Source organism: Alphaproteobacteria bacterium, assembly GCA_030740435.1.
Classification (GTDB): Bacteria; Pseudomonadota; Alphaproteobacteria; order UBA2966; family UBA2966.
This window is the reverse complement of record JASLXG010000066.1, coordinates 72,505-92,372: the sequence shown is the minus strand read 5'-3', so window position 1 is coordinate 92,372 and position 19,868 is coordinate 72,505. Positions and strand designations below refer to the sequence as shown.

General features: G+C 66.5%; 20 protein-coding genes and 1 pseudogene. 4 read left to right on the top strand and 17 right to left on the bottom strand.

Translation table 11 applies throughout. From position 1 onward, the window contains the following. Positions 1-122 precede the first annotated feature (122 nt). Entirely contained in the window at positions 123-1,649 is a 1,527-nt protein-coding gene (locus tag QGG75_07815; protein MDP6067142.1) for a class I adenylate-forming enzyme family protein, read from the bottom strand. On the opposite strand from QGG75_07815, the gene QGG75_07810 reads away from it, so the two are divergent. After that, entirely contained in the window at positions 1,648-1,935 is a 288-nt protein-coding gene (locus QGG75_07810) for a hypothetical protein (protein ID MDP6067141.1), read from the top strand. The genes QGG75_07815 and QGG75_07810 overlap by 2 nt on opposite strands. On the opposite strand, the gene QGG75_07805 is transcribed toward QGG75_07810, so the two are convergent. After that, a complete protein-coding gene (locus tag QGG75_07805) occupies positions 1,895-2,572 on the bottom strand; it encodes an HAD family hydrolase (GenBank protein MDP6067140.1) in 678 nt (225 codons plus the stop codon). The two genes, QGG75_07810 and QGG75_07805, sit on opposite strands and share 41 nt — an antisense overlap. On the opposite strand from QGG75_07805, the gene QGG75_07800 reads away from it, so the two are divergent. Continuing rightward, positions 2,571-3,626: a tetratricopeptide repeat protein gene (locus QGG75_07800; protein MDP6067139.1), complete on the top strand. Its 1,056-nt coding sequence runs from the start codon at positions 2,571-2,573 to the stop codon at positions 3,624-3,626. The genes QGG75_07805 and QGG75_07800 overlap by 2 nt on opposite strands. Positions 3,627-3,682: 56 nt before the next feature. Here QGG75_07800 and msrP read toward each other — a convergent pair whose 3' ends face one another. The 8 genes and pseudogenes from msrP to QGG75_07760 form a co-directional block, all read right to left on the bottom strand. Continuing rightward, positions 3,683-4,645 carry a protein-methionine-sulfoxide reductase catalytic subunit MsrP gene (gene msrP / locus QGG75_07795; protein ID MDP6067138.1) on the bottom strand — a complete coding sequence of 321 codons (963 nt, stop codon included), beginning with the start codon at positions 4,643-4,645 and terminating at the stop codon, positions 3,683-3,685. Positions 4,646-4,679: 34 nt separating this feature from the next. Then, a complete protein-coding gene (locus QGG75_07790) occupies positions 4,680-5,903 on the bottom strand; it encodes an MFS transporter (GenBank protein ID MDP6067137.1) in 1,224 nt (407 codons plus the stop codon). Positions 5,904-5,945: 42 nt separating this feature from the next. After that, a complete protein-coding gene (locus QGG75_07785; GenBank protein ID MDP6067136.1) occupies positions 5,946-6,743 on the bottom strand; it encodes a fumarylacetoacetate hydrolase family protein in 798 nt (265 codons plus the stop codon). Continuing rightward, entirely contained in the window at positions 6,744-8,765 is a 2,022-nt protein-coding gene (locus QGG75_07780) for an elongation factor G (GenBank protein MDP6067135.1), read from the bottom strand. 131 nt (positions 8,766-8,896) lie between these two features. Beyond that, a pseudogene (locus QGG75_07775) lies at positions 8,897-9,178 on the bottom strand (type II toxin-antitoxin system YafQ family toxin). Then, positions 9,165-9,422, bottom strand: coding sequence for a type II toxin-antitoxin system RelB/DinJ family antitoxin (locus QGG75_07770; GenBank protein ID MDP6067134.1), 258 nt, complete (start codon positions 9,420-9,422; stop codon positions 9,165-9,167). The pseudogene QGG75_07775 and the gene QGG75_07770 overlap by 14 nt, the downstream one beginning before the upstream one ends. A 202-nt stretch (positions 9,423-9,624) precedes the next feature. Continuing rightward, on the bottom strand, positions 9,625-11,139 hold the full coding sequence (locus tag QGG75_07765) for an AMP-binding protein (GenBank protein MDP6067133.1): 1,515 nt from the start codon (positions 11,137-11,139) through the stop codon (positions 9,625-9,627). 20 nt (positions 11,140-11,159) lie between these two features. Beyond that, a complete protein-coding gene (locus QGG75_07760) occupies positions 11,160-11,942 on the bottom strand; it encodes a glucose 1-dehydrogenase (GenBank protein ID MDP6067132.1) in 783 nt (260 codons plus the stop codon). 180 nt (positions 11,943-12,122) lie between these two features. On the opposite strand from QGG75_07760, the gene QGG75_07755 reads away from it, so the two are divergent. Continuing rightward, a complete protein-coding gene (locus tag QGG75_07755) occupies positions 12,123-13,085 on the top strand; it encodes a cyclase family protein (protein MDP6067131.1) in 963 nt (320 codons plus the stop codon). A gap of 164 nt (positions 13,086-13,249) precedes the next feature. Beyond that, a complete protein-coding gene (locus QGG75_07750; protein MDP6067130.1) occupies positions 13,250-13,774 on the top strand; it encodes a response regulator in 525 nt (174 codons plus the stop codon). Positions 13,775-13,786: 12 nt separating this feature from the next. Here QGG75_07750 and QGG75_07745 read toward each other — a convergent pair whose 3' ends face one another. The 7 genes from QGG75_07745 to QGG75_07715 form a co-directional block, all read right to left on the bottom strand. Then, a complete protein-coding gene (locus QGG75_07745; GenBank protein MDP6067129.1) occupies positions 13,787-14,254 on the bottom strand; it encodes a VOC family protein in 468 nt (155 codons plus the stop codon). Between the two features lie 12 nt (positions 14,255-14,266). Continuing rightward, entirely contained in the window at positions 14,267-14,965 is a 699-nt protein-coding gene (locus QGG75_07740) for a glutathione S-transferase N-terminal domain-containing protein (protein ID MDP6067128.1), read from the bottom strand. A 407-nt stretch (positions 14,966-15,372) separates the two neighbouring features. Continuing rightward, complete coding sequence (locus QGG75_07735; protein MDP6067127.1) at positions 15,373-16,350, bottom strand: glutathione S-transferase family protein; 978 nt, start codon at positions 16,348-16,350, stop codon at positions 15,373-15,375. A gap of 51 nt (positions 16,351-16,401) precedes the next feature. After that, on the bottom strand, positions 16,402-17,595 hold the full coding sequence (locus tag QGG75_07730; GenBank protein MDP6067126.1) for an MFS transporter: 1,194 nt from the start codon (positions 17,593-17,595) through the stop codon (positions 16,402-16,404). Between the two features lie 10 nt (positions 17,596-17,605). Then, a complete protein-coding gene (locus QGG75_07725) occupies positions 17,606-18,220 on the bottom strand; it encodes a flavin reductase family protein (GenBank protein MDP6067125.1) in 615 nt (204 codons plus the stop codon). Positions 18,221-18,319: 99 nt separating this feature from the next. Further along, positions 18,320-18,829 (bottom strand): hypothetical protein, encoded by a 510-nt coding sequence (locus QGG75_07720; GenBank protein MDP6067124.1) that lies wholly within the window; start codon positions 18,827-18,829, stop codon positions 18,320-18,322. Between the two features lie 122 nt (positions 18,830-18,951). Then, on the bottom strand, positions 18,952-19,857 hold the full coding sequence (locus QGG75_07715) for a fumarylacetoacetate hydrolase family protein (GenBank protein ID MDP6067123.1): 906 nt from the start codon (positions 19,855-19,857) through the stop codon (positions 18,952-18,954). Between the last annotated feature and the right edge of the window lie 11 nt (positions 19,858-19,868).

Below are 19,868 nucleotides of genomic sequence, written 5' to 3'. Positions count from 1 at the left end.
AGCGGGAATCCCCAGATGCGCTCAATCGAGGTTCGCTTTGCCGATCTTAATGCCGATATTTTTCGTTTATTTTGAACTAGTTGGGACTGTTTTGACGTAAATATTCGCCGATTTTTTTGCCGCTATTCCGCACCACCCTCCCGCCAATAGGGCTCACGCAGCTCGCGCTTGAGGATCTTGCCGATGGAGCTGCGCGGCAGCTCACCCTGGAAGACCACTTGGGAAAGCCGCTGGCCCTTGCCCAGGCGCTGGTTCGCCCAGTCACAAATCTCCTCGGGCGATGTCTCGATCCCCGCGCGCGGCACCACGATGCCGAGCGGCGTCTCGCCCCACTGTTCGCTGGGGACGGCGATGACGGCGGCGTCGTCGACGGCCGGGTGGTCCAGCAGCACCAGCTCCAGGTCGTTGGCGTAGATGTTGAGGCCGCCGGAGATGATCATGTCCTTGAGGCGGTCGGAGAGGAACAGGAACCCGTCCTCGTCGAAATAGCCGCTGTCGCCGGAACGAAAGAAAACGTTGCCCTCGGGACCGCGCCACAGCAGCTTCTCGGTCAGGTCGTCGCGGCCGAAGTAGCCCTCCATCATGTTGGGCGAACGACCGACGATCTCGCCGATGCCGCCCTGGGGCAGCTCGGCTCCGTCGTCGCCGACAACGCGCATGTCAGCACCCAGGCCGGGCTGGCCCACCGAGGCCAGCTTGTCGGGAAATTCGTTGCAGTTGAGCATGGTGGCACCGCCCTGTTCGGTGGCGCCGTAGATCTCGATCATCAGGCCCGGGAAGCGGGCCACGATGTCGCGCTTGATGGCGGCCCTCAAGGGCGCGCTGGTCGAGAGCTTGACCTGCATGGAGGAGAGGTCGAAGTCGGCGAAGTTGGCCAGATCCATGATGCGCTTGTATTGCACCGGCACCAGCATGGTGTGGCTGCAGCGTTCGCGCTCGACCAGGGCCAAATATTCGGCGGCGTCGAACTTGCGCATGACCACCACGGTGCCGCCCCAGGCCAGCGTCGGCAACAGCGCCACGATGGTGGTGTTGGAATACAAGGGCGTCGACAGGATGGTGACGGCGTCCGGGCCGTAGCCGAAGGCCTGGCTGACCTGGCAAAGCTGGGTGCGCACGCCGTTGGTGTGCATGATGCCCTTGGGCTCGCCGGTGGTGCCCGAGGAATAGATCAGGTTGAAATGATCGTCGATGGCGATGACGTGGCCGGGGTTGTCACTGGCCGCCCCGTCGCGCCAGGCGGCAAAATCCTGCCAGCCCTGGGCCGCGAAATCGAGCGCCACGCGCCCCCCTGCCACCAGGCCGTCGAGGCGGTCGACGAAAGGCGCCGCCAGGGCGCGCATGTCGTCGGAGAGAAAAAACGCCTTCGAGCCCGAATCCACCACCATGCGTTCCAGCGCGTCCGCCGCCGCCATGGTCGAGAGCGGCACGATGCAGGCGCCGGCCCGGATGGTGCCGATGAAGACCTCGACGTATTGGGCCGAGTTGCGGGCCAGCAGGCTGACCTTGTCGCCGGGCCCGATGCCCATGGCGTTAAGCGCGTTGGCCACGCTGTTGACGCGGTCCTCGAAGTCGCGCCAGCTCAGGCGCAGATCGTCGCACACCAGGGCCAGGCCGTCGGGGCGCTCGCTGGCGTGCTTCGCGACCATGGCCGAGACGCTTTGGCCGGGCTCGACATCGGGCACAGGGGCCGTAAATAATCTCATGCCACAATTCCCTCCAGAGGCTGGCGCCGATTTTATCCGCTGGGCGCCCGAGATCATCATGAAAACAGCGCCAAAGACCGCCAGCTGGTACTTCGATTTCATCTCCGGATTTGCCTACTTGCAGTTCGCTACTCTTGGGCGTTTGCCGGGCTCCTTAATCGCCACCGGCCTCTTCGAAGGCGACAGCTTCAGCGGCCTGGACCAGCTTCCGGTTGGCCAATCACGTTAGAGATCAATTCCGGCAACTCGCTCATATCGGCAAACGTCTTCGCCCCGGCGGCGGCCAAGTCGTCCCCGCCGTAACCCAGCACCGTCATGCCGGCCGCCCGGGCGGCGGCGATGCCGGGCAGGCTGTCCTCGACCACCAGGCAACGCTCCGGCGCCACGCCCATCTCGCGGGCGGCATAGAGAAAAACATCGGGTGCCGGTTTGCCGGCCGCCACCCAGGTGGCGCTGAAAAGGCGCCCGGCGAAGGCTTCGTAGAGACCGGTTAGCGTCAGCGTCAGGGTCATCTTGGCGATTTCACCCGACGACGCGACGCAGCTCAAGAGGCCGCTTTGCTGGATCGCCGCCACCGCCCCGGGGGCGCCGGGCAAGGCCTGCAAGTCGTTACGGAAGGCGGCGAAGGTGACGTCCTGCAGCGCCGCCAGGAAGCCGTCGCCGAGCCTCAAACCGAAATCCGCCGCCAGCCAGTCGAGCACCGAGGTCAGCGAAAGCCCCGTGGTGACCCGCGTCACCTCGGCCTCGGAAATTTCCAGGCCCTGGGCCACCAGGGCGGCGGCCAGGGTGCGGTTGGCGATGGGCTCGCTGTCGACCAGCACGCCGTCGCAATCGAAGATCACCAGCTCTGTTTTGGCAGGAGGCATGTCGGGCGCTACACTCGGGGGCCGCAAGGCCAAGGTCAAGGCCGAGGTCGAGGGGATCCGGGAAACCACCATGCGCCTGATAGCGTTTGCCGCCACAGCCCTTTTCCTGTCGACGGCGGCGGCTATGTCCGGCCCCCTCGAAGACCTAAGCGCCGGCATCAAGGCCACCCGCCAGGGGCGCCTGGAGGAGGCGCTACGGCTGCTCGGCCGGGCCATCTCCAGCCGCCAGCTGGCCGCGCCCAACCGCGCCGCCGCCCATGCCAACCGCTGCCTGGCGCTGGTGCTGCTGGGCCGCCCGGGCCGGGCCCTGCCCGATTGCACCCAAGCCATCCTGCTGCGCCCCCGCCTGGTCGAAGCCCACATCAACCGCGGCATGGCGTTCCGTCAGCTCGGGCGCTACGACGATGCCTTGCGCGACTACAGCCGGGCCCTCGAGTTGCGCCCGGGTTTCCTGCCGGCGCTTTTGAACCGCGCCTACGTGCAGTATCGAGCCGGCCGCCTGGCCCGGGCCCGGGCCGACTACGAATCCGTCATCAAGGCCCGGGGGGCGCTGGGCCCGGCCCATGGCGGGCGCGGACTGGTTTTCTTCGGACTGGGCGGTTTTGCCCGGGCGGCGGAGGATTTCGCCCGGGCCGCCCGCCTGACCCCGGGGGAGCCCTTGTGGCCCTTATGGGCCCACACCGCGGCCCGGCGCGGCGGGCGGCGGAGCATGCTGGCCGCCGCCGCCCGGCGCTGGCCCCCCGATGCCTGGCCGGGGCCCTTGTATGCCTTGTTCCTGGGCAACACCACGGCCCCGGCGGTGCTGACCCGGGCCGGTGCCGACGACCAGCGGGCGCCCCCGGCGGAGCGCTGCCAGGCGCTGTTTTTCGTCGCCCAATACCTCCTGCTTCGCAACCGGCCCAAGGCCGCGGCGCAAATTCTGGAACGATTGCTGGAGATCCGTGCCAGCGACGTCTGCGACCATGCCGCGGCGCGCTACGAACTCGCCCGGTTACGGCCCAGCGAGCCCAAACCGGCCCCGCGCCCAGCCTCAGAGCCAACTGTCGATCGTTAGAGCGGAATCCATCTACTCAGCTCCAGCCTAACGAAAATGCGGCCGAGCCCTGCGGCTCACATGAAGAGTTTCTTGCCTTTTTGGCCGGCATAAAGCTCCGCCACCCATTCGCCGTAGCCGTTGTAGATGACGGTGGGGATGCGGTGGCTGCCGCCCAGCACGCGTTCGCTGGCCTGGCTCCAGCGGGGGTGGTCGACTTGGGGATTGACGTTGGCCCAGAAGCCGTATTCGCGGGGCTGGATCTCCTCCCAGAAGGTCTTGGGGCGGCGCTCGACGAAACTGAAGCGGTTGATCGACTTGACCGACTTGAAGCCGTATTTCCAGGGCACGGCCAGGCGCAGCGGCGCGCCGAACTGCTTGGCCGCCGGCTTGCCATAGGCGCCGCTGACCAGAAAGGCCAGATCGTGGGCCGCCTCGGCCATGGTAAGGCACTCCGTATAGGGCCAGGGATACCAGAACTGCTTCTGGCCGGGCGCCTGGCCCGCATCCTTGAAGGTCTGCATGACCAGGTATTTGGCGCTGCCCAGCGGCCGCGCCAGGTCCAACAGAGCGCGCAGGGGAAAGCCGGTCCAGGGCACCACCATCGACCAGGCCTCGACGCAGCGCTGGCGGTAGACGCGTTCCTCCAGCGCCACCCGGGCCAGCAGCTCGTCGATGGCGATGCTGAAGGGCTTTTCCACCAGGCCGTCGATGCGGATTTGCCAGGGCCGGATCTTCAGGTTCTGGGCCGCCCGGGCGATCTCCTTGTGCGAGCCGAATTCGTAGAAGTTGTTGTAGGTGGCGGCGAACTTCTCGGCCGTCACCTCGCGGCCGGCCGGGTATTTCGAACTGCCGGCCGCGGGATAAAGCTGGCCCGAAGGATCGCCCGCGGCCCGTGCCGCCGAGACCAGCGGCGACGCCGCCGCCAGGATCGATCCCGCCGCCAGCCCCTGCATCAAGCGGCGCCGGTCGAGGAAATGGCGCTCGTCGCTGGCTGCCGCCTCGGGCAGCTCCCAGCCTTTTTGCCGTTTGATCAGCATGCCGCTCCCCCGCTCTGCGCTTGACGCTACTTACCTAATGTTGCGCGCCGGCCGCCTCAGTCAAGGCGGCAGGCATCAAGGCGCCGCCGATGAGAGTGAAGGCCAGGCAGCCGGCGATGATGGCGGTGATGCCCGTGCCGGCATCGATCAACAACCCCATGGAAAAGGGCGCCAGCGCCGAGGCCACCACCATCATGGCCCAGACCAGCGAGCGGATGGCGCCCAGGTTGCGCACACCGTAGAGCTCCGCCCACAGCGCGCCGACCACCGTCATGGCGGCGCCCGATGTGACGCCGGCGCTAACCATGAAGAGGGGCACCACGGCGGCATGGTCGAAGGCCAGCAGCAGCACCAGCGAGAGCGACATGGGCAGAATGTACCAGCCGGCCAGACGGCGTGCCCCGAAGCGGTCGATCAGGCTGCCGCAGACCAGCGCCGTGAGCACCGAGGCGGCGGAAAAGACCAGGAACCCGCTGGCGAACCAGGCCAACGACCAGCCCTTGACGGTGACCAAGTGGACCTGGTGGAAAAAGAGGCCCGTGTAAACATAGGATGGCGCCATCACCGCCGGGGCCAGCAGCCAGAAGCGGCGATCACCAAGGGCCTCGCGGCGCGACCACTGGCGCGAGCCCGGGCCGGGATCGCTGCTGCGGGCCAACAGGCGGCGATGGCGCAAGCCATGCCCGCGCAGCATCCAGAGCGCCGCCGGCAGAGCCAGCACCAGCAAACCCGCCGCCATCACCAGCCAAACCTGACGCCAGCCCAGCAACGCCGTCAGGGCCACCAGGCCGACGGGGTAGACCGCCTGGGCGGCCTGGAAACCCAGCGCCGCCACGGTCATGGCCTTGCCCCGGCCGGCTTCGAAGTAGCGCGCCATGCTGGTGGTGGCGATCAGCGAGATCAGGCCCTGGCCGCAAAAGCGCAGGCCGAAAATGGCGACGCCCAGCAGCACCACGCCCGGGACCAGCGCCAAACCCATGCAGGCCGCGGCGAAGCCGAGAAAGGAAAACGCCGTGATCAGCCTCAGATCGAGCCGGTCTATGAGTCGCCCGGTCCACACCAGCAGCACGCCGCTGGCCAGCGTGGCCAACGAATAGACGGTGCCGAAGGCGCCGTGGCCGAGCCCGAACTCGGCCCGGATTTCGCCGCCGAAAAGGGCGATGACAAAGGTCTGGCCGGAAGCCGAAGCGAAAGACAAAAAGAAGCCGAAGGCGAGAAACCGGCGGTGCGACAGAACGAAGTCGAGATATCCGGCCATGGTTCAGGGCGCCGGGCAGGAACGGGGCCGCCGGAGCCTACCTCAATCGGCCGAAAAGGCCACCGTGACCTCGCCCAGCTCGCCGAAGTCGGCGCTGGCGCTGTCGCCCGGCTCGGCCGTGAAGAAGCCGCTGCAAACGCCTGTGCTGACGATCTCGCCGGCCGTCAGGGAAAGCCCGACGCTGGCCAGGTCGTTGGCCAGCCAGGCCAGCGAATTCAGGGGATGGCCCAAGACGTTGGCGCCGCTGCCTTCGACCACCTGCCGGCCGTTGAGAAAGCCGCGCACGCTGTGGCCGCCGAGGTCCAAGCGCTGCCAGTCGCCGACCGCCCGGCCCAGCACCAGGGCGGCGAAGCAGCCGTTGTCGGCGATCAGCGAAGGCGCGCCGACGCTGAGCCAATCCTGGTAGGCGGTATCGACGATCTCGATGACCGGGATCAGCTCGCCCACCGCCGCCGCCACGCCGTCCTGGTCATAGGGCGCCTCGCGGGCCGGCAGGTCGCGGGCCAGGCGGAAGGCGAACTCGGGCTCGATGACGCGCATGGAAAAATCGCCACCGGGCACCGTCGCCGGGCTTTCGTGCATGGCCGAAGCCAGCACCTGGCCGCGGAAGGGCTCGTCCACGCCGAGCTGCTTTTGCGCTATCGCGTTGGTGCAGCCCACCTTCCAGCCCGCCACGCGCCCGCCCCAGGACTGCACCAGCCTGTGCTGGATGGCATAGGCATCGAGCAGGCTGTCGAGCTCGATGTATTCGCCCAGGCCGGGCAGCCGCCGCCGGCGCCGGCGCGCCGCCGCCAGGGCCGCCGCGGCCTTGGCGATGGCGGGGTCCAAGGCTGGATCCATCTACTCCTCTTCGGCGTAGGCCGCGATGACCTTGTCGGCCAACGACCCGCTGAGCTCCTGCAGGTGATGGTACTTCCAGCCGTAGCTGCCAACGCCCGACGAGATCGAGCGCAGCTCGATGATCAGGTCGTGGATTTCCGATTGCGGCAGTTGCGCCTGCACCACGTCCCAGCCCAACCAGCCCTCGCGGGCATCGAAGCCCATGATCTGGCCGCGCCGGCTGGAGACCAGGGCATTGGCCTTGGGCGTGGCCTCGTTGGGGACATAGATATCGACCTGCAAGATGGGCTCCAGCAACACCGGATCGCACTTCGGCAGGCCCTCCGACATGGCCATGCGGCCGGCCGTCTTGAAGGCCAGTTCCGATGAGTCGACGGCGTGGAACTGGCCATCGTAAAGCCTGACGGCCAGGTCGACCACGGGAAAACCCAGCGGCCCCTTGCTCAGGTATTCGACGATGCCGGCCTCGACGGCGGGGATGAACTGGCGCGGGATGGAGCCGCCGACGATCTTGTCCTCGAACTGGAAGCCGGTGCCGCGGGGCAGCGGCTTGATCTCGACGTGGACGTCGCCGAACTGCCCGTGGCCGCCGGTCTGGCGCTTGAAGCGGGCGTGCTGTTCGACCGATTTGCGGATGGCTTCCTTGTAGGGCACCTTGGGGCGGGTGCCTTCGACCTTGAGGCCGTACTTGTTTTCCAGGCGCTGCACCGCGACGCGCAGGTGCATCTCGCCCTGGCCCGCCAGGATCCACTCGTTGGTATCGTGTTCGTGCTCGAAGGTGAGCGAGGGGTCCTCCTCCAAAAGCTTGTTCATGGCACCGGAGAGCTTGACCTCGTCGTTGCGGTCGGCGGCCTTCAATTTCATCGCATAGACCGCCTGCGGCACCTCGGCCCGGGCCAGATCGCCACTCTCCTTGCCCTCGATCAGGGTGTCGTTGGTGGCCACGCTTTCCATGCGGCCCAGCGCCACGATCTCGCCGGCCTTGGCCTCGGCGGCCTTTTCGGTGGCCAGGCCGCTGAGGTGAAAAATGCCCGAGACACGCTCGCCGTTCATCGTCATGCCGTCCTTCAGCGCCCCCGACCAGATCCGGGCCACCGAGAGCTTGCCGCCATGCGCCGTATGGTAGGTCTTGAGCACCTGGGCCACGGTGTCGCTGCCGTTGACGCCCAGGCGCTCGGCCGTGACGGCGGCCGCCGGGGTTTCGTGGCGCAAAGCCTTCAACAGCCGGCGCACGCCGTGTTCGTGCTCGGCGGCACCGAGCAGCACCGGCACGATGTCGCCCGAGCGCGTGCATTCGGTGAGATGGCCGTAGACGTCGGCCATCGGCGGCATCTCGTCTTCCAGCAGCTTCTCCATCAGCTCGTCGTTGAAGTCGGAGAGCTTCTCCAGCATGGCGAAACGGGCGTCGGCCAGCTCGTCGGCCATCTCGGCCGGCGGCTCCGAGGCCGATGAAGCGGCGCCCTCCTCCCAGTGGTAGGTTTTTTCGCTGGCCAGGTCGACGTAGCCCGTGACCTCCTCGTCCTGGCGGATGGGCACGTGGCGCAGCACCACGGGCTTGGAGGAGATATCGTCGAGTGCCGCCACCAGATCGGCCACCGGCGTCACCGCCCGGTCCATCTTGTTGACGAAGATGAAGCGCGGCAGATCCAGGTCGTCGAGCTGCTTGAGAATGGGCGCCAGCGCCAGGGCCTTGTCGGCCTCGGGCTCGCAAACCACCACGGCGCAGTCGGCGCCCTTGAGGGCGAAGGCCATCTCCTGGCTGAACTCGATCGAGCCGGGGCAGTCGAGGAAGGTGAACTGGTCGTCCATGAAGCTGGTGGTGGCGACGTTGACCTCGACGCTCATGCCGCGATCGCGCGCCTCGGCCGAGGAATCGCCGACCGTGTTGCCGTCGCGCATGTTGCCCTTGCGGTGGACGCCGCCGGAGACGAACAGAAGGTTTTCCAAGAGCGTCGTCTTGCCCGATAGGTACGGCCCCACAAGTGCCACGTTGTGAGGCCCGGTTTCTCTGCCTGAGTTCATGATCAATGCCCCGAAATGCCGCCTCGTTCGGGCCCCTCCCACCGGGGCCGCGCGGCGGCGCTGTTTGTGTTGTGCTTTGAGCGCTATGTTTTCAAGCGTAGCGCCTTCTGGCAAGCGGATTCAGGCAAAGATCACAGCCCAAGCTCATTATGCGAGCCCAGGCGCACGAGATCGAGGGTTCCGTCGTCGGGTTTGCGGTAAATCAGCACCAGATCCGGCTTGATGTGGCAATCACGATGGTCCTTCCATTCCCCGACCAGGGAATGGTCGTGATAACGCGGCGGCAGCGGCTAGTCGGCGACCAGCAGGCGCAGAGCCGACAGCAACTCGTTGTCGAGGACGTCGCGATGCCGGCCCCTTTTTTCCCGTCTGTAATCGCGTTTGAAGGCTGTGGTGCGGCTAATCGTCCGCATTCAGATCCGCCAGCAGATCGTCCAGTTTGCCGACCTCGACAATGTCGCCCCTGCGGGCCGCGCGCATGACCTCGACGGTCTCTTCGTTCGGCACCAGCGGCTCAAAGGGCAGTTTCTTCTCGGCGGCGACGCGCACCAACATGAGACGGAAGGCATCGGATACGGTCAGGCCGATCGACGCCAGTACGGCGGCCGCTTCGTCCTTGACCCTTTCGTCGATGCGCGCACGAACGACGGTACTCACGATATCAATCTCCCACGTCTGGGCTACAACGTAGCTCAAAAATAAGGACTCTTCCGGCCGAGCGCAATAGAACGCACGCCGGCTGCTGAACCAGCTCACCCCGGCAGCCCCCCAGGTTCCGTCTGGCGGTTTGCGTATTGGCATGATCCGTCTGAGGAAGCGCGGGAAAATAAGTTGTGTCCAGAATCTTCGCCTCAAACCTCTATTTTCGCGCCAACTCGCGCAAGGCCCGCTTGTCGATCTTGTTGGCCGGCGTCTTGGGAAGCCCCTCGGCCAGCTCGATCCGCGCCGGGATCTTGTATTTGGCCAGGCGCTCGCGGCACCAGTCCATGAGCTCGTCCGCGTCCGCCGTCTGGCCCGGCGACAACACCGCGTAGGCCCACAGCACCTCGCCCCAGTGGGCATCGGGCACGGCCACGGCGGCGGCCTCTTGCACGGCCGGATGGGCGAACAGCACCTCGTCGATCTCGCGCGGGTAGACGTTGTAGCCGCCGGTGATGGCCATGTCCTTCTTGCGCTCGACGATGCAGACGTAACCCTCGGCATCAACCAGGCCGATGTCGCCGGTATAGAGCCAGCCCCCGCGGATGGCCTGGGCGCTTTCCTCGGGGCGCTGCCAGTAGTGCGAGCAGACGTTGGGACCGCGCACCCGGATCTCGCCGGCCTCGTCCGGCGCCAGCACCTGGGTGGCGCTTTCGACATCCACCACTTCGAGCTCCATGCCGGGCATGGCCAGGCCGACGCTGCCGGGGCGGGGCCGGTCCAGGGGATTGCCGCAGATCGGCCCGGCCTCGCTCATGCCATAGCCCTCGAGGATGGGGTTGCCGGTGAGGCCCTGCCAGGCGCGAACGGTTTCCTCGGCGAAGGGCGCGCCGCCGCCGAAGCAGCGCTCCAGCGCACCGAGATCGGCCGTGGCGATCTCGGGCAGGCCCATCAGGGCATTGTAGACCGTTGAAGGGCCGCCGGTGAAGACGGTGACACGGTGGCGCACCAGGGCCTCAAGCACCTCGGCGGGCTGAAAGCGCGGCACGTTGACGATGGTGGCGCCGCCCAGCAGGGGCGACTGCAAGGTCATGGCCAGGCCCCAGACGTGGCTTTGCGGAGCCACGTTGAGCACCGTCTGGCCGGACTCGCCGAGCCGCCAGGTGGCATCGTGCATGCGGATGTGGGCCATGGTGGTGGCGTGGCTGTGGAAGGCGGCTTTCGGCAGGCCGGTGGTGCCGCCGGTATAGACCAGCGAGGCGGGTTCGCCGGGGCCCGGCGGCGGGCCGGGCAAGGGCCGGTCGGCCGATTCGTCGCCGCGTTCGTCAGTCAACCCGTCTGCCTGGAAGGCCAGAACCGCGATCCCGGCCTCGGCCGCCAGCGGCGCCGCCAGCGCCATCAGATCGTCGTCGCAGAGCAGCACCGCCGGTGCCGCGTCAAGCAAAAGGGGACCGAGTTCCCGGGCCGTATAGAGCGGGTTGAGCAGGACCAATTGGGCCCCGGCGGCCCAGATGGCCTGGGCCGCGATGGAGAGCTCGATCGAGTTCCCCTTGAAGACCGCGACCCGGCCGCCGCGTTCCACCCCCAGGCTCCACAAGCGTTCCGCCAGCACCCCGGCGCCATGGCGGTAGGCGCGGTAGCTCAGGCGCGCCTCGCCCGAGATCATGGCCGTGCGTTCGGGCCAGCGCCCGGCGACATGGTCGAACATCTCGACCATGGTAGAAAAATCGGGCATGGCAGACGGTGCCCGGCGCCCTACTGGGCCAGATAGCCGCCGTCGATGATCAACTCGGTTCCGGTCACCCATTCGGCCTCGTCGGAGGCCAGGTAGAGACAGCCCATGGCGATGTCGCGGGGCTGGCCGAAGCGGCGTAGCGGCGTCTGGTCGAGGCGCCACTTGGCGATCTTGGGATCGTCGTGGATGAACTCGGTCATGGCCGTGTCGACGAAGCCGGGGTGGATCGAATTGACCCGGATGTTGTCGGGGGCAAACTGGATGGCGGCTGACTTCGAGAGTGTGCGCACGGCGCCCTTGGAGGCGTGGTAGGGCGCGCTCTGGGGCGAGCCGGCAATGCCGTAGATCGACGAGATATTGATGATCGAGCCGCCGCCGGCCTGGCGCATGGCGGCAATGACGTGCTTGGTGCCGAGGAAGACGCCGGTGGCGTTGACGGCCATCACGGCGTTCCAGTCGTCGAGCTCGGTGGCGTCGATCTTATTCGTGGCCTTGCCGCCCGGGCGGCGGCCGGAAACCCCGGCCACGTTGGCCAGTATGTGGAGCGCGGAGAATTCCTCCAGCGTGGCGGCCACGGCGTCCCGCCATTCGCCTTCGTCGGAGGTATCGAGGTGCAAATAATGCGCCCGGCCGCCCTCGGCGGTGATCTCGTCGGCCACCTGGCGGCCCAGGTTGTCGTTGACGTCGGAGAGCGCCACGGCGGCGCCTTCGCGGGCAAACAGGCGCGCCGTTTCGGCCCCGATGCCCGAAGCCGCGCCGCTGATCAGCGCCACCTTTCCCGCCAGTCTGCCACCATCCGTCATATCGCACTCCCGCCTGCGCTGCCTGGAATTTTCGGCGCCGAGTGTAGCCCCGACTCGGCCCGCTGTCGCCTCGGGGCCCAGCGATAAGATTTGATCTGGGTGACGAATTGGGGATCATTCACGCCGTAGTAGTGAATGTTGAACGCTTACAAAAAAAGACATCATAGCAGGGAGAGAAAGATGCGAAACTTGCGTACCTTATGCCTTACCGCCGTGGCCGCGGGGGCCCTGGCAATGGCCGCCGGCACCGCCCAGGCCGCCGCCTGCAAGACCTCGAAATGGGGTGCCAAGGACGAGATCGGCGCCGCCAACTACGTCACACCGGCCCAGGTTCTGGCCGCCGTCAAGCTGGTCAAGAAGGGCGAGAGCCATCCTCTGGGCATCGTCGTCGATCCCAAGATGCCGGCCTTTCCGCCACGCTCGACCTCGTTGCAGATAGTGTCGCCGGGACAGCACAACGGCCGCAGCCTGGCCCAGGACTTCGGCTGGCCCATCGTCTACAACGACGACCTGGCACAGCTCTGGTTCGGCACCGGACCGCAGATCGACGGGCTGGGGCACCTGGGCGAGGACAACCTCTATTACAACTGCAACGCCGCCGCCGATTTCGTCCACATCACCGGCCTGAAGAAGCTCGCCGTCCATAACATCCCGCCGCTGGTGGGACGCGGCGTCATGATCGATATGGCCAAGCATTTCGGCGTCGCCACCATGAAGGGCGGCCAGGCCATCGGCTCGGCCGACATCAAGGCCGCCGCCAAGGCCCAGGGCGTCAGCATCCGCCAGGGCGACGTGGTGCTGTTCCACACCGGCTGGACCGACGGCAAGCTGGCCTCGGATCCTAAGGCCTGGGTCTCGTCCGAGCCCGGCCTCAACAACGAGGCCATGGCCTACGTGGCCTCGCTCAACCCGATGGCCGTCGGTGCCGATACCTGGGGCGTCGACGTGGTGCCCCCGCCAAAGGGCGACAAGGTCTTCTACGGCCATGTCCATATGCTCAAGAATGGCGGCATTTACATCCTCGAGACCATGAACACCGGCCGCCTGGCCCGTGAAGGCGTGCACGAGTTCATGTTCGTGCTGGGCCAGGCCCGCATCAAGGGCACGGTGCAGATGATCATCAACCCCGTCGCCATGTGGTAGCGCCGGGAAATTTGCTACCGGGGAAGGGGTGCGCCGCGGCGCGCCCTTTTCTTTCCACCAGGGTCGACCGCACAATCTTGAGGAATTATCAACGATTTCCGTGGTTTAGTGATTCTCACGATAGGTGAATGGTTGGGTAAACCGCTTTGCCGAGGCCGCCGAACATGGACGAGCGAATTGACCTGCAAGAGCTCCGCTTTCTCGTCGTCGATGACGATCAGAGCTACCGCCGTCTGATGACCAGCATGTTGCGCCGCATCGGCATCTCCCAGGTCCGTCTGGCCGGCGATGCCGTCGAGGCGCGGGCCGAGATAGATGAAGCGCCGCTCGACTACGTGCTGCTCGACCGCACCCTCGAAGACGGCAAGGGATTCGTTGTGTTGCGCTACCTGCGCGATCCCAAAACCACGCCGGTAGCGCACCTGCCGGTCATCATGACCACCGACGATCATCACAGAAATCACATCACGGCAGCCATCAAGGCCGGCGCCGACCACATCCTGGTCAAGCCCATATCTCCCGCCGAATTGGAGGCAACGATCCGCAACCTGATCGCCCAGCCGCCCGAGAAAATCGAAATCGGCAGCTATGTCGGCCCCTGTCGCCGCCGCCTGCCGGCGCAGTTCTATGACCCCTACGCCGGCGACGAGCGGCGCCACGACCCGGAGGGTGCGGCAGCGAGCGCTTGATCCCGACTCGCTTCAGGCGTTCTGGTCCCAGTTCGGGTCCTGGCTGGGGCTGGCCGGCCGGTCGCCCTCCAACAACCCCTTGCCGGGGATGTGGTTGATCTCCAGACGAATCCCGTCCGGGTCCTCGAAAACGAAAAAGTAGTACCCCTCCGCCCATTGGCGCTGCATCGGCCCGCGGTCGATGTAGGCACCCATCTGGCGCAGCTTTTCCGCCGCCTTGTCGACATCATCGCGCGAACGTGCGCGCAGGCAGACGTGGTGCAGACCGACGCGGTTCTGGACGAAGCGCTCGCCTTCGTGTTCTTCGGCACAGCGCTGGATGCCCAGCGCCGTGCGGCCGCCCACGTGATAGACGAAGTTGTCGCCGTCGAAGACCTTCTGCATGCCCAGGTAGGGCAGCAGTTCGCAATAGAACTCACGTGACGCCTCGAACTGGCTGACGGTGAGAATGACGTGGGCCATGCCGTTGACTTCGATCATCGCACTCTCCCTTTACTGCTTGCCGGGATTGGCCTGGGCCATCAGGTGCTTGCGCGCCTCGTCGTCCCAATTGCCGTCGGGCTTGCCGAATTCCTTGCCCACGTCGTAGCCGCGGCGTAGCGCCGGGCGGGTTTGCAGGGCCTTGTACCAGCGCCGCACGTTGGCGAATTGCTCGAGATCCACTTCCTGGCGCTTGTAGGTGATGACCCAAGGCCAGATCGCCATGTCGGCGATGGAATAATCGCCGGCGACGAACTCGCGCCCTTCCAGGCGCCGGTCGAGCACGCCGTATAGCCTGAGCATTTCGTTGCGGTAGCGTTCCTGGGCATAGGGCTCTGCCACCGGGGCATAGAAGCGGAAATGCCCGGCCTGGCCGAACATCGGGCCGACACCGCCCATCTGCCACATCAGCCATTGCAGCACTTGCGTGCGGCCGCGCAGGTCGCTGGGCAGGAAGCGGCCACACTTCTCGGCCAGATAGATCAGGATGGCGCCGCTTTCGAACACCGAGACCGGCTCGCCGCCGCCGGGCGGGTCGTGGTCGACGATGGCCGGCATGCGGTTGTTGGGGCTGATGACCAGGAATTCGGCCTCGAACTGGTCGCCGGCACCGATGTTCACCGGCACGACGCGGTATTCGAGCTCCATTTCCTCGAGGGCGATGGACAGCTTCCAGCCGTTCGGCGTCGGCCAATAGTGGGCGTCGATCATTCTTGGGGTACTCCTAGAGACTCGAGATGCTGAACCAGTCATGAACGATGCCGCGCGATTTTGCCAGAGCAATGACGGCGCTCCGTGGTCTTGTTCATTTTGGACACGATTCACCTACAAATCCGCCGCCGCCAAAAGTAACATTGGCGGCAGCAACGAGGGGTTGGGACCGTGGCATCGAGTGCGCTTATCATTCTGTCTTTGATCCTGGTGATTGGCGGCATTGGCGTCGTGTTTTTTCTTTGGGCGCTTAATTCGGGGAAGCTGCACCAGCCTACGCCGGAACAGCAAGGCGAGGCTCCGGCAGCGTTGGCGACAGCCGCCAACGAAGCCGCGGACAGCGAATCCGGACGCGACGCGGCTTAACCCGCATTTCATCACCGAACGTAACGAAACCTCGTGGGGCCTCAGGCTGCCGCCAAACGGCCGCGGTCGTGGGGGCGGCTGAAGTCGAGCTCGGGCCCCGCCGGCACGATGCCGGTGGGATTGACGGTGGCGTGGCTCTGGTAATAGTGGCGCTTGATGTGGTCGAGGTTGACGGTCGGCGCCACACCGGGCAGCTGGTAGAGTTCACGCAGATAGTGGCTCAGGTTGGGGTAGTCCTCGATACGCTTGAGGTTGCATTTGAAGTGGCCGACGTAGACGGCGTCGAAGCGCACGAGCGTAGCAAAGAGCCGCCAGTCGGCTTCCGTTATTCGCCCGCCAGCCAAATAACGCTGGCGGCCGAGGACTTCTTCCAGCCTCTCCAGGGTGCCGAATAGCGCCGTAAGGGCCTCCTCATAGGCTTCCTGGGTGGTGGCGAAGCCGCACTTGTAGACGCCGTTGTTGAGGTTGTCGTAGACCTCGGTGTTGATCCTATCGATTTCGCCCCGCATTTCCTCGGGATAGAAATCGAGTGCCGCCTCAGCCGCCGGGATCAGGGCATCGAAGGCGCTGTTGAACATGCGGATGATCTCGGAAGATTCATTGCTGACGATGGTTTGCCGCTCTTTGTCCCAGAGCACCGGCACCGAACAACGGCCGCTGTAACGAGGCGCCGCCGCCAGGTAAACGTCGCGCATGAACTCGGCGCCGTTGAGGGGGTCGGGCACGACGCCCTGGCCGGCCGCGAAACTCCAGCCATCGTCGCCCATGAAGGGATGCACCACCGAGACCTCGATGGCGGCCTTCAGGCCTTTGAGGGTGCGGAAGATCAGGGTGCGGTGGGCCCAGGGACAGGCAAAAGAGACATAAAGGTGATAGCGCCCGGGCTGGGCCGCGAAGCCACTCGACCCATCGGCCGAGATCCAGTCGCGGAACTGCGCATCCTGGCGCACGAATCGGCCCCCGGTCTGGCGCGCGTCCCTGCCGCCGGCCTGCCAACGACCTTCGACCAATAGGCCCATTCTTTCCTCCTGGATCCGACAGCAACATTCTGGCGCCCTGCGGACGTAGGTTCAACCGCTCGCCCGGCGTAGCGGCAACAGCAAGGCCAGCAGCGCCGAGGCCAGCGCCAGGCCGCCGCCCAGCAGGAAGGCTCGGCTGAGATCGACCTCGCCCACCAGCCCGGCCAGAACCGCCCCCAATGCTCCCACCCCATCCATCAGGCCGAAAACGAATCCCAGCGTCGTGCCTTCGCGCTTGGCCGCGAAATCGACGGCCAGGGCGAGGATCACGGCGCGCACGCCGACCAGCATGCCGATGGCGCCCACCACCGTGAGCAGCAGGGCGGGGCCGGGGCCGGCGAAGGCGATACCGGCGGCCAGCAGGCCGCCAAAAAACGTCATCACCACGACCACCCGCTTGCGGCCGATGCGGTCCGAGACCCGCCCCAGCCAGGGCAGCACGACGGTGCCGGCCAGCAGGCCGACGGCAAACAGCGTGCCGGCCTGGGCCGGGCTGTAGCCGTGCGTGGTCTGCAAATAGAGCGGCGTCATGCTCATCACCGCCGTGAAGGACATGTGATAGGCGACGACCATGGTCAGGAAGGCCAGGCCGAGCGGTCGCAACCAGACGGCAAAGAAGGCGCCCACGTCGCCGCGCGTGGTGCCGCTGTCGTCGGACGGCGGCACCCGGCGGGCGATGAAGACGGTAAAGACCAGGGCCATGATCAGGGCCGGCAGCACCGAGATCCTCAGCGCCTCGCGCCAGTCGAGCACGGCCAACAGATACCCCACCGCCAGCGGTGCCAGCACCACCGCCAGGCTGCCGCCGATGGCATGCACGCCCAGCGCCTCGCCGCGGCGGGCGGGCCAGCGCTTGGCCAAGACGCCGGTGGCGATGGGGTGCCAGGCCGCGTCGCCCAGCCCGGCCAGGGCCAGCAGGATGGCGATGGACCAGAACGAGGTGGCGAACGAGGCCGCGAAGAAGCCGATGGCCACCCACCAGAAGGTGAGCGCCAGCAGGCGCCCACGATGGGCCACGTGATCGGCCAGCAGGCCGGCCGGGAAGTAGGCCAGCGAGGCGCCGATGGCCGAAATGGTGATGAGCAAGCCAAGCTCGGAAGGCGAGAGGCCGAGGTCGAAAGCGATGGCCGGGGCGATCAGCCAGACCGCGCCCGGGGCCCAGTCGTTGGCCATGTGGCCGAGCGAAAAGCTGGCCAGTAAAAAACGTGTCTCGCCCTCGCGTTGGGGCGGCGCTTCAGCCGTCATATCGCCTCGATCAGGCCGGCCGGTCGAGGCTGAAGACCTTCTCGACGACGGTGTATTCCATGTAACCCAGGCGCGCCAGCGGTCTGAGCAGGGCGACGTCGACCTTGCCCTCGGCCGTCAGCGCCTCGTCGGCGATGTGGATGCCGATCACCTCGCCCAGCACCACGGCGTTCTGCCACTCGGCATCGGAGCTGGCGAGCGCCACGGTCTGCAGGTAGCGGCATTCCATCTGGGCCGGCGACTGGGCCACCCGGGGCGGCTTGACGAGTTGCGAAGGCGTCGCCGTCAGGCCGGCCAGGGCGAACTCGTCGACCTCGGGATCGACGTGGGCCGAAGTGGCGTTCATCTCGTCCGTCAGCACCTCGGTGACCAGGTTGACGACGAATTCCCCGGTCTCCTCGACGTTGGTCAGGGTGTCCTTGAGGCGGCCCCGGTCGAGCTTGCCGTTGGCCGCGAACATCACCGCCGGCGGCGCCTCGGAAACGCCGTTGAAGAAGCTGAAAGGCGCCAGATTGGCGATGCCGTCGGCGCTGATGGTCGAAATCCAGCCGATGGGCCGCGGCACGATCAGGCTCTTGAAGGGATTGTGGGGCAGGCCGTGGCCGTCCTTGGGTTCATAGAACATTTCTTATCTGCGTTGGTTTGCGGGCTGCCGGACGCTAGCGGGATTCGTTCGGCCGGTCCAGAGCGGCAAAAAGGGGTTGGCGGCGGCGACCCGTCCATGCTACATGCGCCGCCATGACGATCCGGCGCACCACACTGCGACGACGAGGCGGTCCAGCCTCCTAGCGCGCACCCGGCTTTCGCGACAGGGGTGCGTTTGCACCCTTTTTTGTCGGAGCCCGTCATGTTCAGCATATCCCCCGAGCGGCCCGAGCACGCCGCCGCCATCGCCCGCCTGCTGGCCCAGGCCTTTCCCTCGCCCGATTTGAAACCCATCGAACGGCTGCGCGCCGGCCGGGCAGCGCTGACCGAGCTCGGCCGCGTGGCGCTGGCCGGTGACACGGTCACTGGCAGTCTGCGCTTCTGGCCCGCCGCGGTGCGCGAATACCGCTCGGGCCAGCTGATCGAGGTGCTGATCCTGGGCCCTCTGGCCGTGGCCCCGGAATTCGCCGGTGCCGGTCTCGGCAGCGCCCTGGTGCGCAGCGGCCTGGCGGCGGCCCAGGCCGCCGGCCACGCCGCCGTGCTGCTGACCGGTGACTTGGGCTACTACCGGCGTTTCGGATTCTCGCACCGCCTGGCGGGCGACATCGCGTTGCCGGGCGAAGCGGCCGACCGCCTACTGGCCCGTGAACTGGTGCCCGGCGCCCTGGCTCGCCTTACCGGCACCGTGGTGCCCGGGAGGTGTCTTCGCCGCTACGCCGTGATCTCGACTTCCAATGCCCCGATGCCCTCGATCTCGGCGGTCACCCGGTCGCCCACCTCCAAGAAGGTTTTCTGGGGGAATCCGACGCCGGCCGGGGTGCCGGTGAGCAAGAGGTCGCCGGGCTCCAGCGTCATGATCGACGAGAGCTCGGCGATCTGCTCGGCGATCGAGAAGATCATCTGCGAGGTTCGCGAATCCTGCTTGGTCTGGCCGTTGACGGCCAGCCTGAGCCCTAAGTCCTGGGGATCCTTTATGGCCTCGGCCGGCACCAGGCGCGGGCCGGTGGGGCAGCAGGTGTCCTGGCCCTTACCCGCCACCCAATCCAGCTTGTAGAAGGTCTCGGGGGCGAAATTGAGGTCGCGGGCGGAGAAATCGATGGCCACGGTATAGGCCGCCACGGCCGCCATGGCATCTTCCTCGGCCACGTCTTTCACTGTCTTGCCGATCACCGCCGCCAGTTCGATCTCCCAATCGAACATCTCGGTCCGCCCGGGCTTTTTCACCGTGGCGCCGGGTCCGACCACGGCGGTCCGGGCCGGCTTGAAGAAGAAAAAGAGCCGCTGGGCTTCCTTGCGCGTGTCCTCGCTGCCCATCTCGGCCAGATGGTCGTAATAGTTGGCCCCAGCGCACAGCACCTTGCCGGGGTATCTGAGCGGCGCCAACAGCTGCGCCCCGGCCGTCTCCAGGGCCAGCTCGGGAGCGTCTTGAGGTGCCCGGTCGGCTAGGTTCTGCAAGCGGATCTGGCTACCCGGCCAGTCGGCGAAAAGCTCGATCAGGGCGTTGGGCAGCTCGAAGCCCAGCCGCTCGGCGGTGGCACGCAGCGGCCAGCAACGGCCGTCCAATTCGAGACAGCCGGTGGCGCCATCGAGGTCGAGGGTGACGAGGGAAAATGACATGGCGATCTCCT

Bases quoted from the DNA above. Each gene is read 5' to 3' on its own strand.
- QGG75_07785 (MDP6067136.1), bottom strand. From the start codon at position 6,743: ATGGATCCAGCCTTGGACCCCGCCATCGCCAAGGCCGCGGCGGCCCTG.
- QGG75_07815 (MDP6067142.1), bottom strand. From the start codon at position 1,649: ATGGTCGCGAAGCACGCCAGCGAGCGCCCCGACGGCCTGGCCCTGGTG.
- QGG75_07810 (MDP6067141.1), top strand. From the start codon at position 1,648: ATGGCCGAGACGCTTTGGCCGGGCTCGACATCGGGCACAGGGGCCGTA.
- QGG75_07725 (MDP6067125.1), bottom strand. From the start codon at position 18,220: ATGTTCTATGAACCCAAGGACGGCCACGGCCTGCCCCACAATCCCTTC.
- QGG75_07735 (MDP6067127.1), bottom strand. From the start codon at position 16,350: ATGGGCCTATTGGTCGAAGGTCGTTGGCAGGCCGGCGGCAGGGACGCG.
- QGG75_07750 (MDP6067130.1), top strand. From the start codon at position 13,250: ATGGACGAGCGAATTGACCTGCAAGAGCTCCGCTTTCTCGTCGTCGAT.
- msrP (MDP6067138.1), bottom strand. From the start codon at position 4,645: ATGCTGATCAAACGGCAAAAAGGCTGGGAGCTGCCCGAGGCGGCAGCC.
- QGG75_07780 (MDP6067135.1), bottom strand. From the start codon at position 8,765: ATGAACTCAGGCAGAGAAACCGGGCCTCACAACGTGGCACTTGTGGGG.
- QGG75_07790 (MDP6067137.1), bottom strand. From the start codon at position 5,903: ATGGCCGGATATCTCGACTTCGTTCTGTCGCACCGCCGGTTTCTCGCC.
- QGG75_07715 (MDP6067123.1), bottom strand. From the start codon at position 19,857: ATGTCATTTTCCCTCGTCACCCTCGACCTCGATGGCGCCACCGGCTGT.
- QGG75_07740 (MDP6067128.1), bottom strand. From the start codon at position 14,965: ATGATCGACGCCCACTATTGGCCGACGCCGAACGGCTGGAAGCTGTCC.
- QGG75_07755 (MDP6067131.1), top strand. From the start codon at position 12,123: ATGCGAAACTTGCGTACCTTATGCCTTACCGCCGTGGCCGCGGGGGCC.
- QGG75_07765 (MDP6067133.1), bottom strand. From the start codon at position 11,139: ATGCCCGATTTTTCTACCATGGTCGAGATGTTCGACCATGTCGCCGGG.
- QGG75_07760 (MDP6067132.1), bottom strand. From the start codon at position 11,942: ATGACGGATGGTGGCAGACTGGCGGGAAAGGTGGCGCTGATCAGCGGC.
- QGG75_07745 (MDP6067129.1), bottom strand. From the start codon at position 14,254: ATGATCGAAGTCAACGGCATGGCCCACGTCATTCTCACCGTCAGCCAG.
- QGG75_07800 (MDP6067139.1), top strand. From the start codon at position 2,571: ATGTCGGGCGCTACACTCGGGGGCCGCAAGGCCAAGGTCAAGGCCGAG.
- QGG75_07730 (MDP6067126.1), bottom strand. From the start codon at position 17,595: ATGACGGCTGAAGCGCCGCCCCAACGCGAGGGCGAGACACGTTTTTTA.
- QGG75_07805 (MDP6067140.1), bottom strand. From the start codon at position 2,572: ATGCCTCCTGCCAAAACAGAGCTGGTGATCTTCGATTGCGACGGCGTG.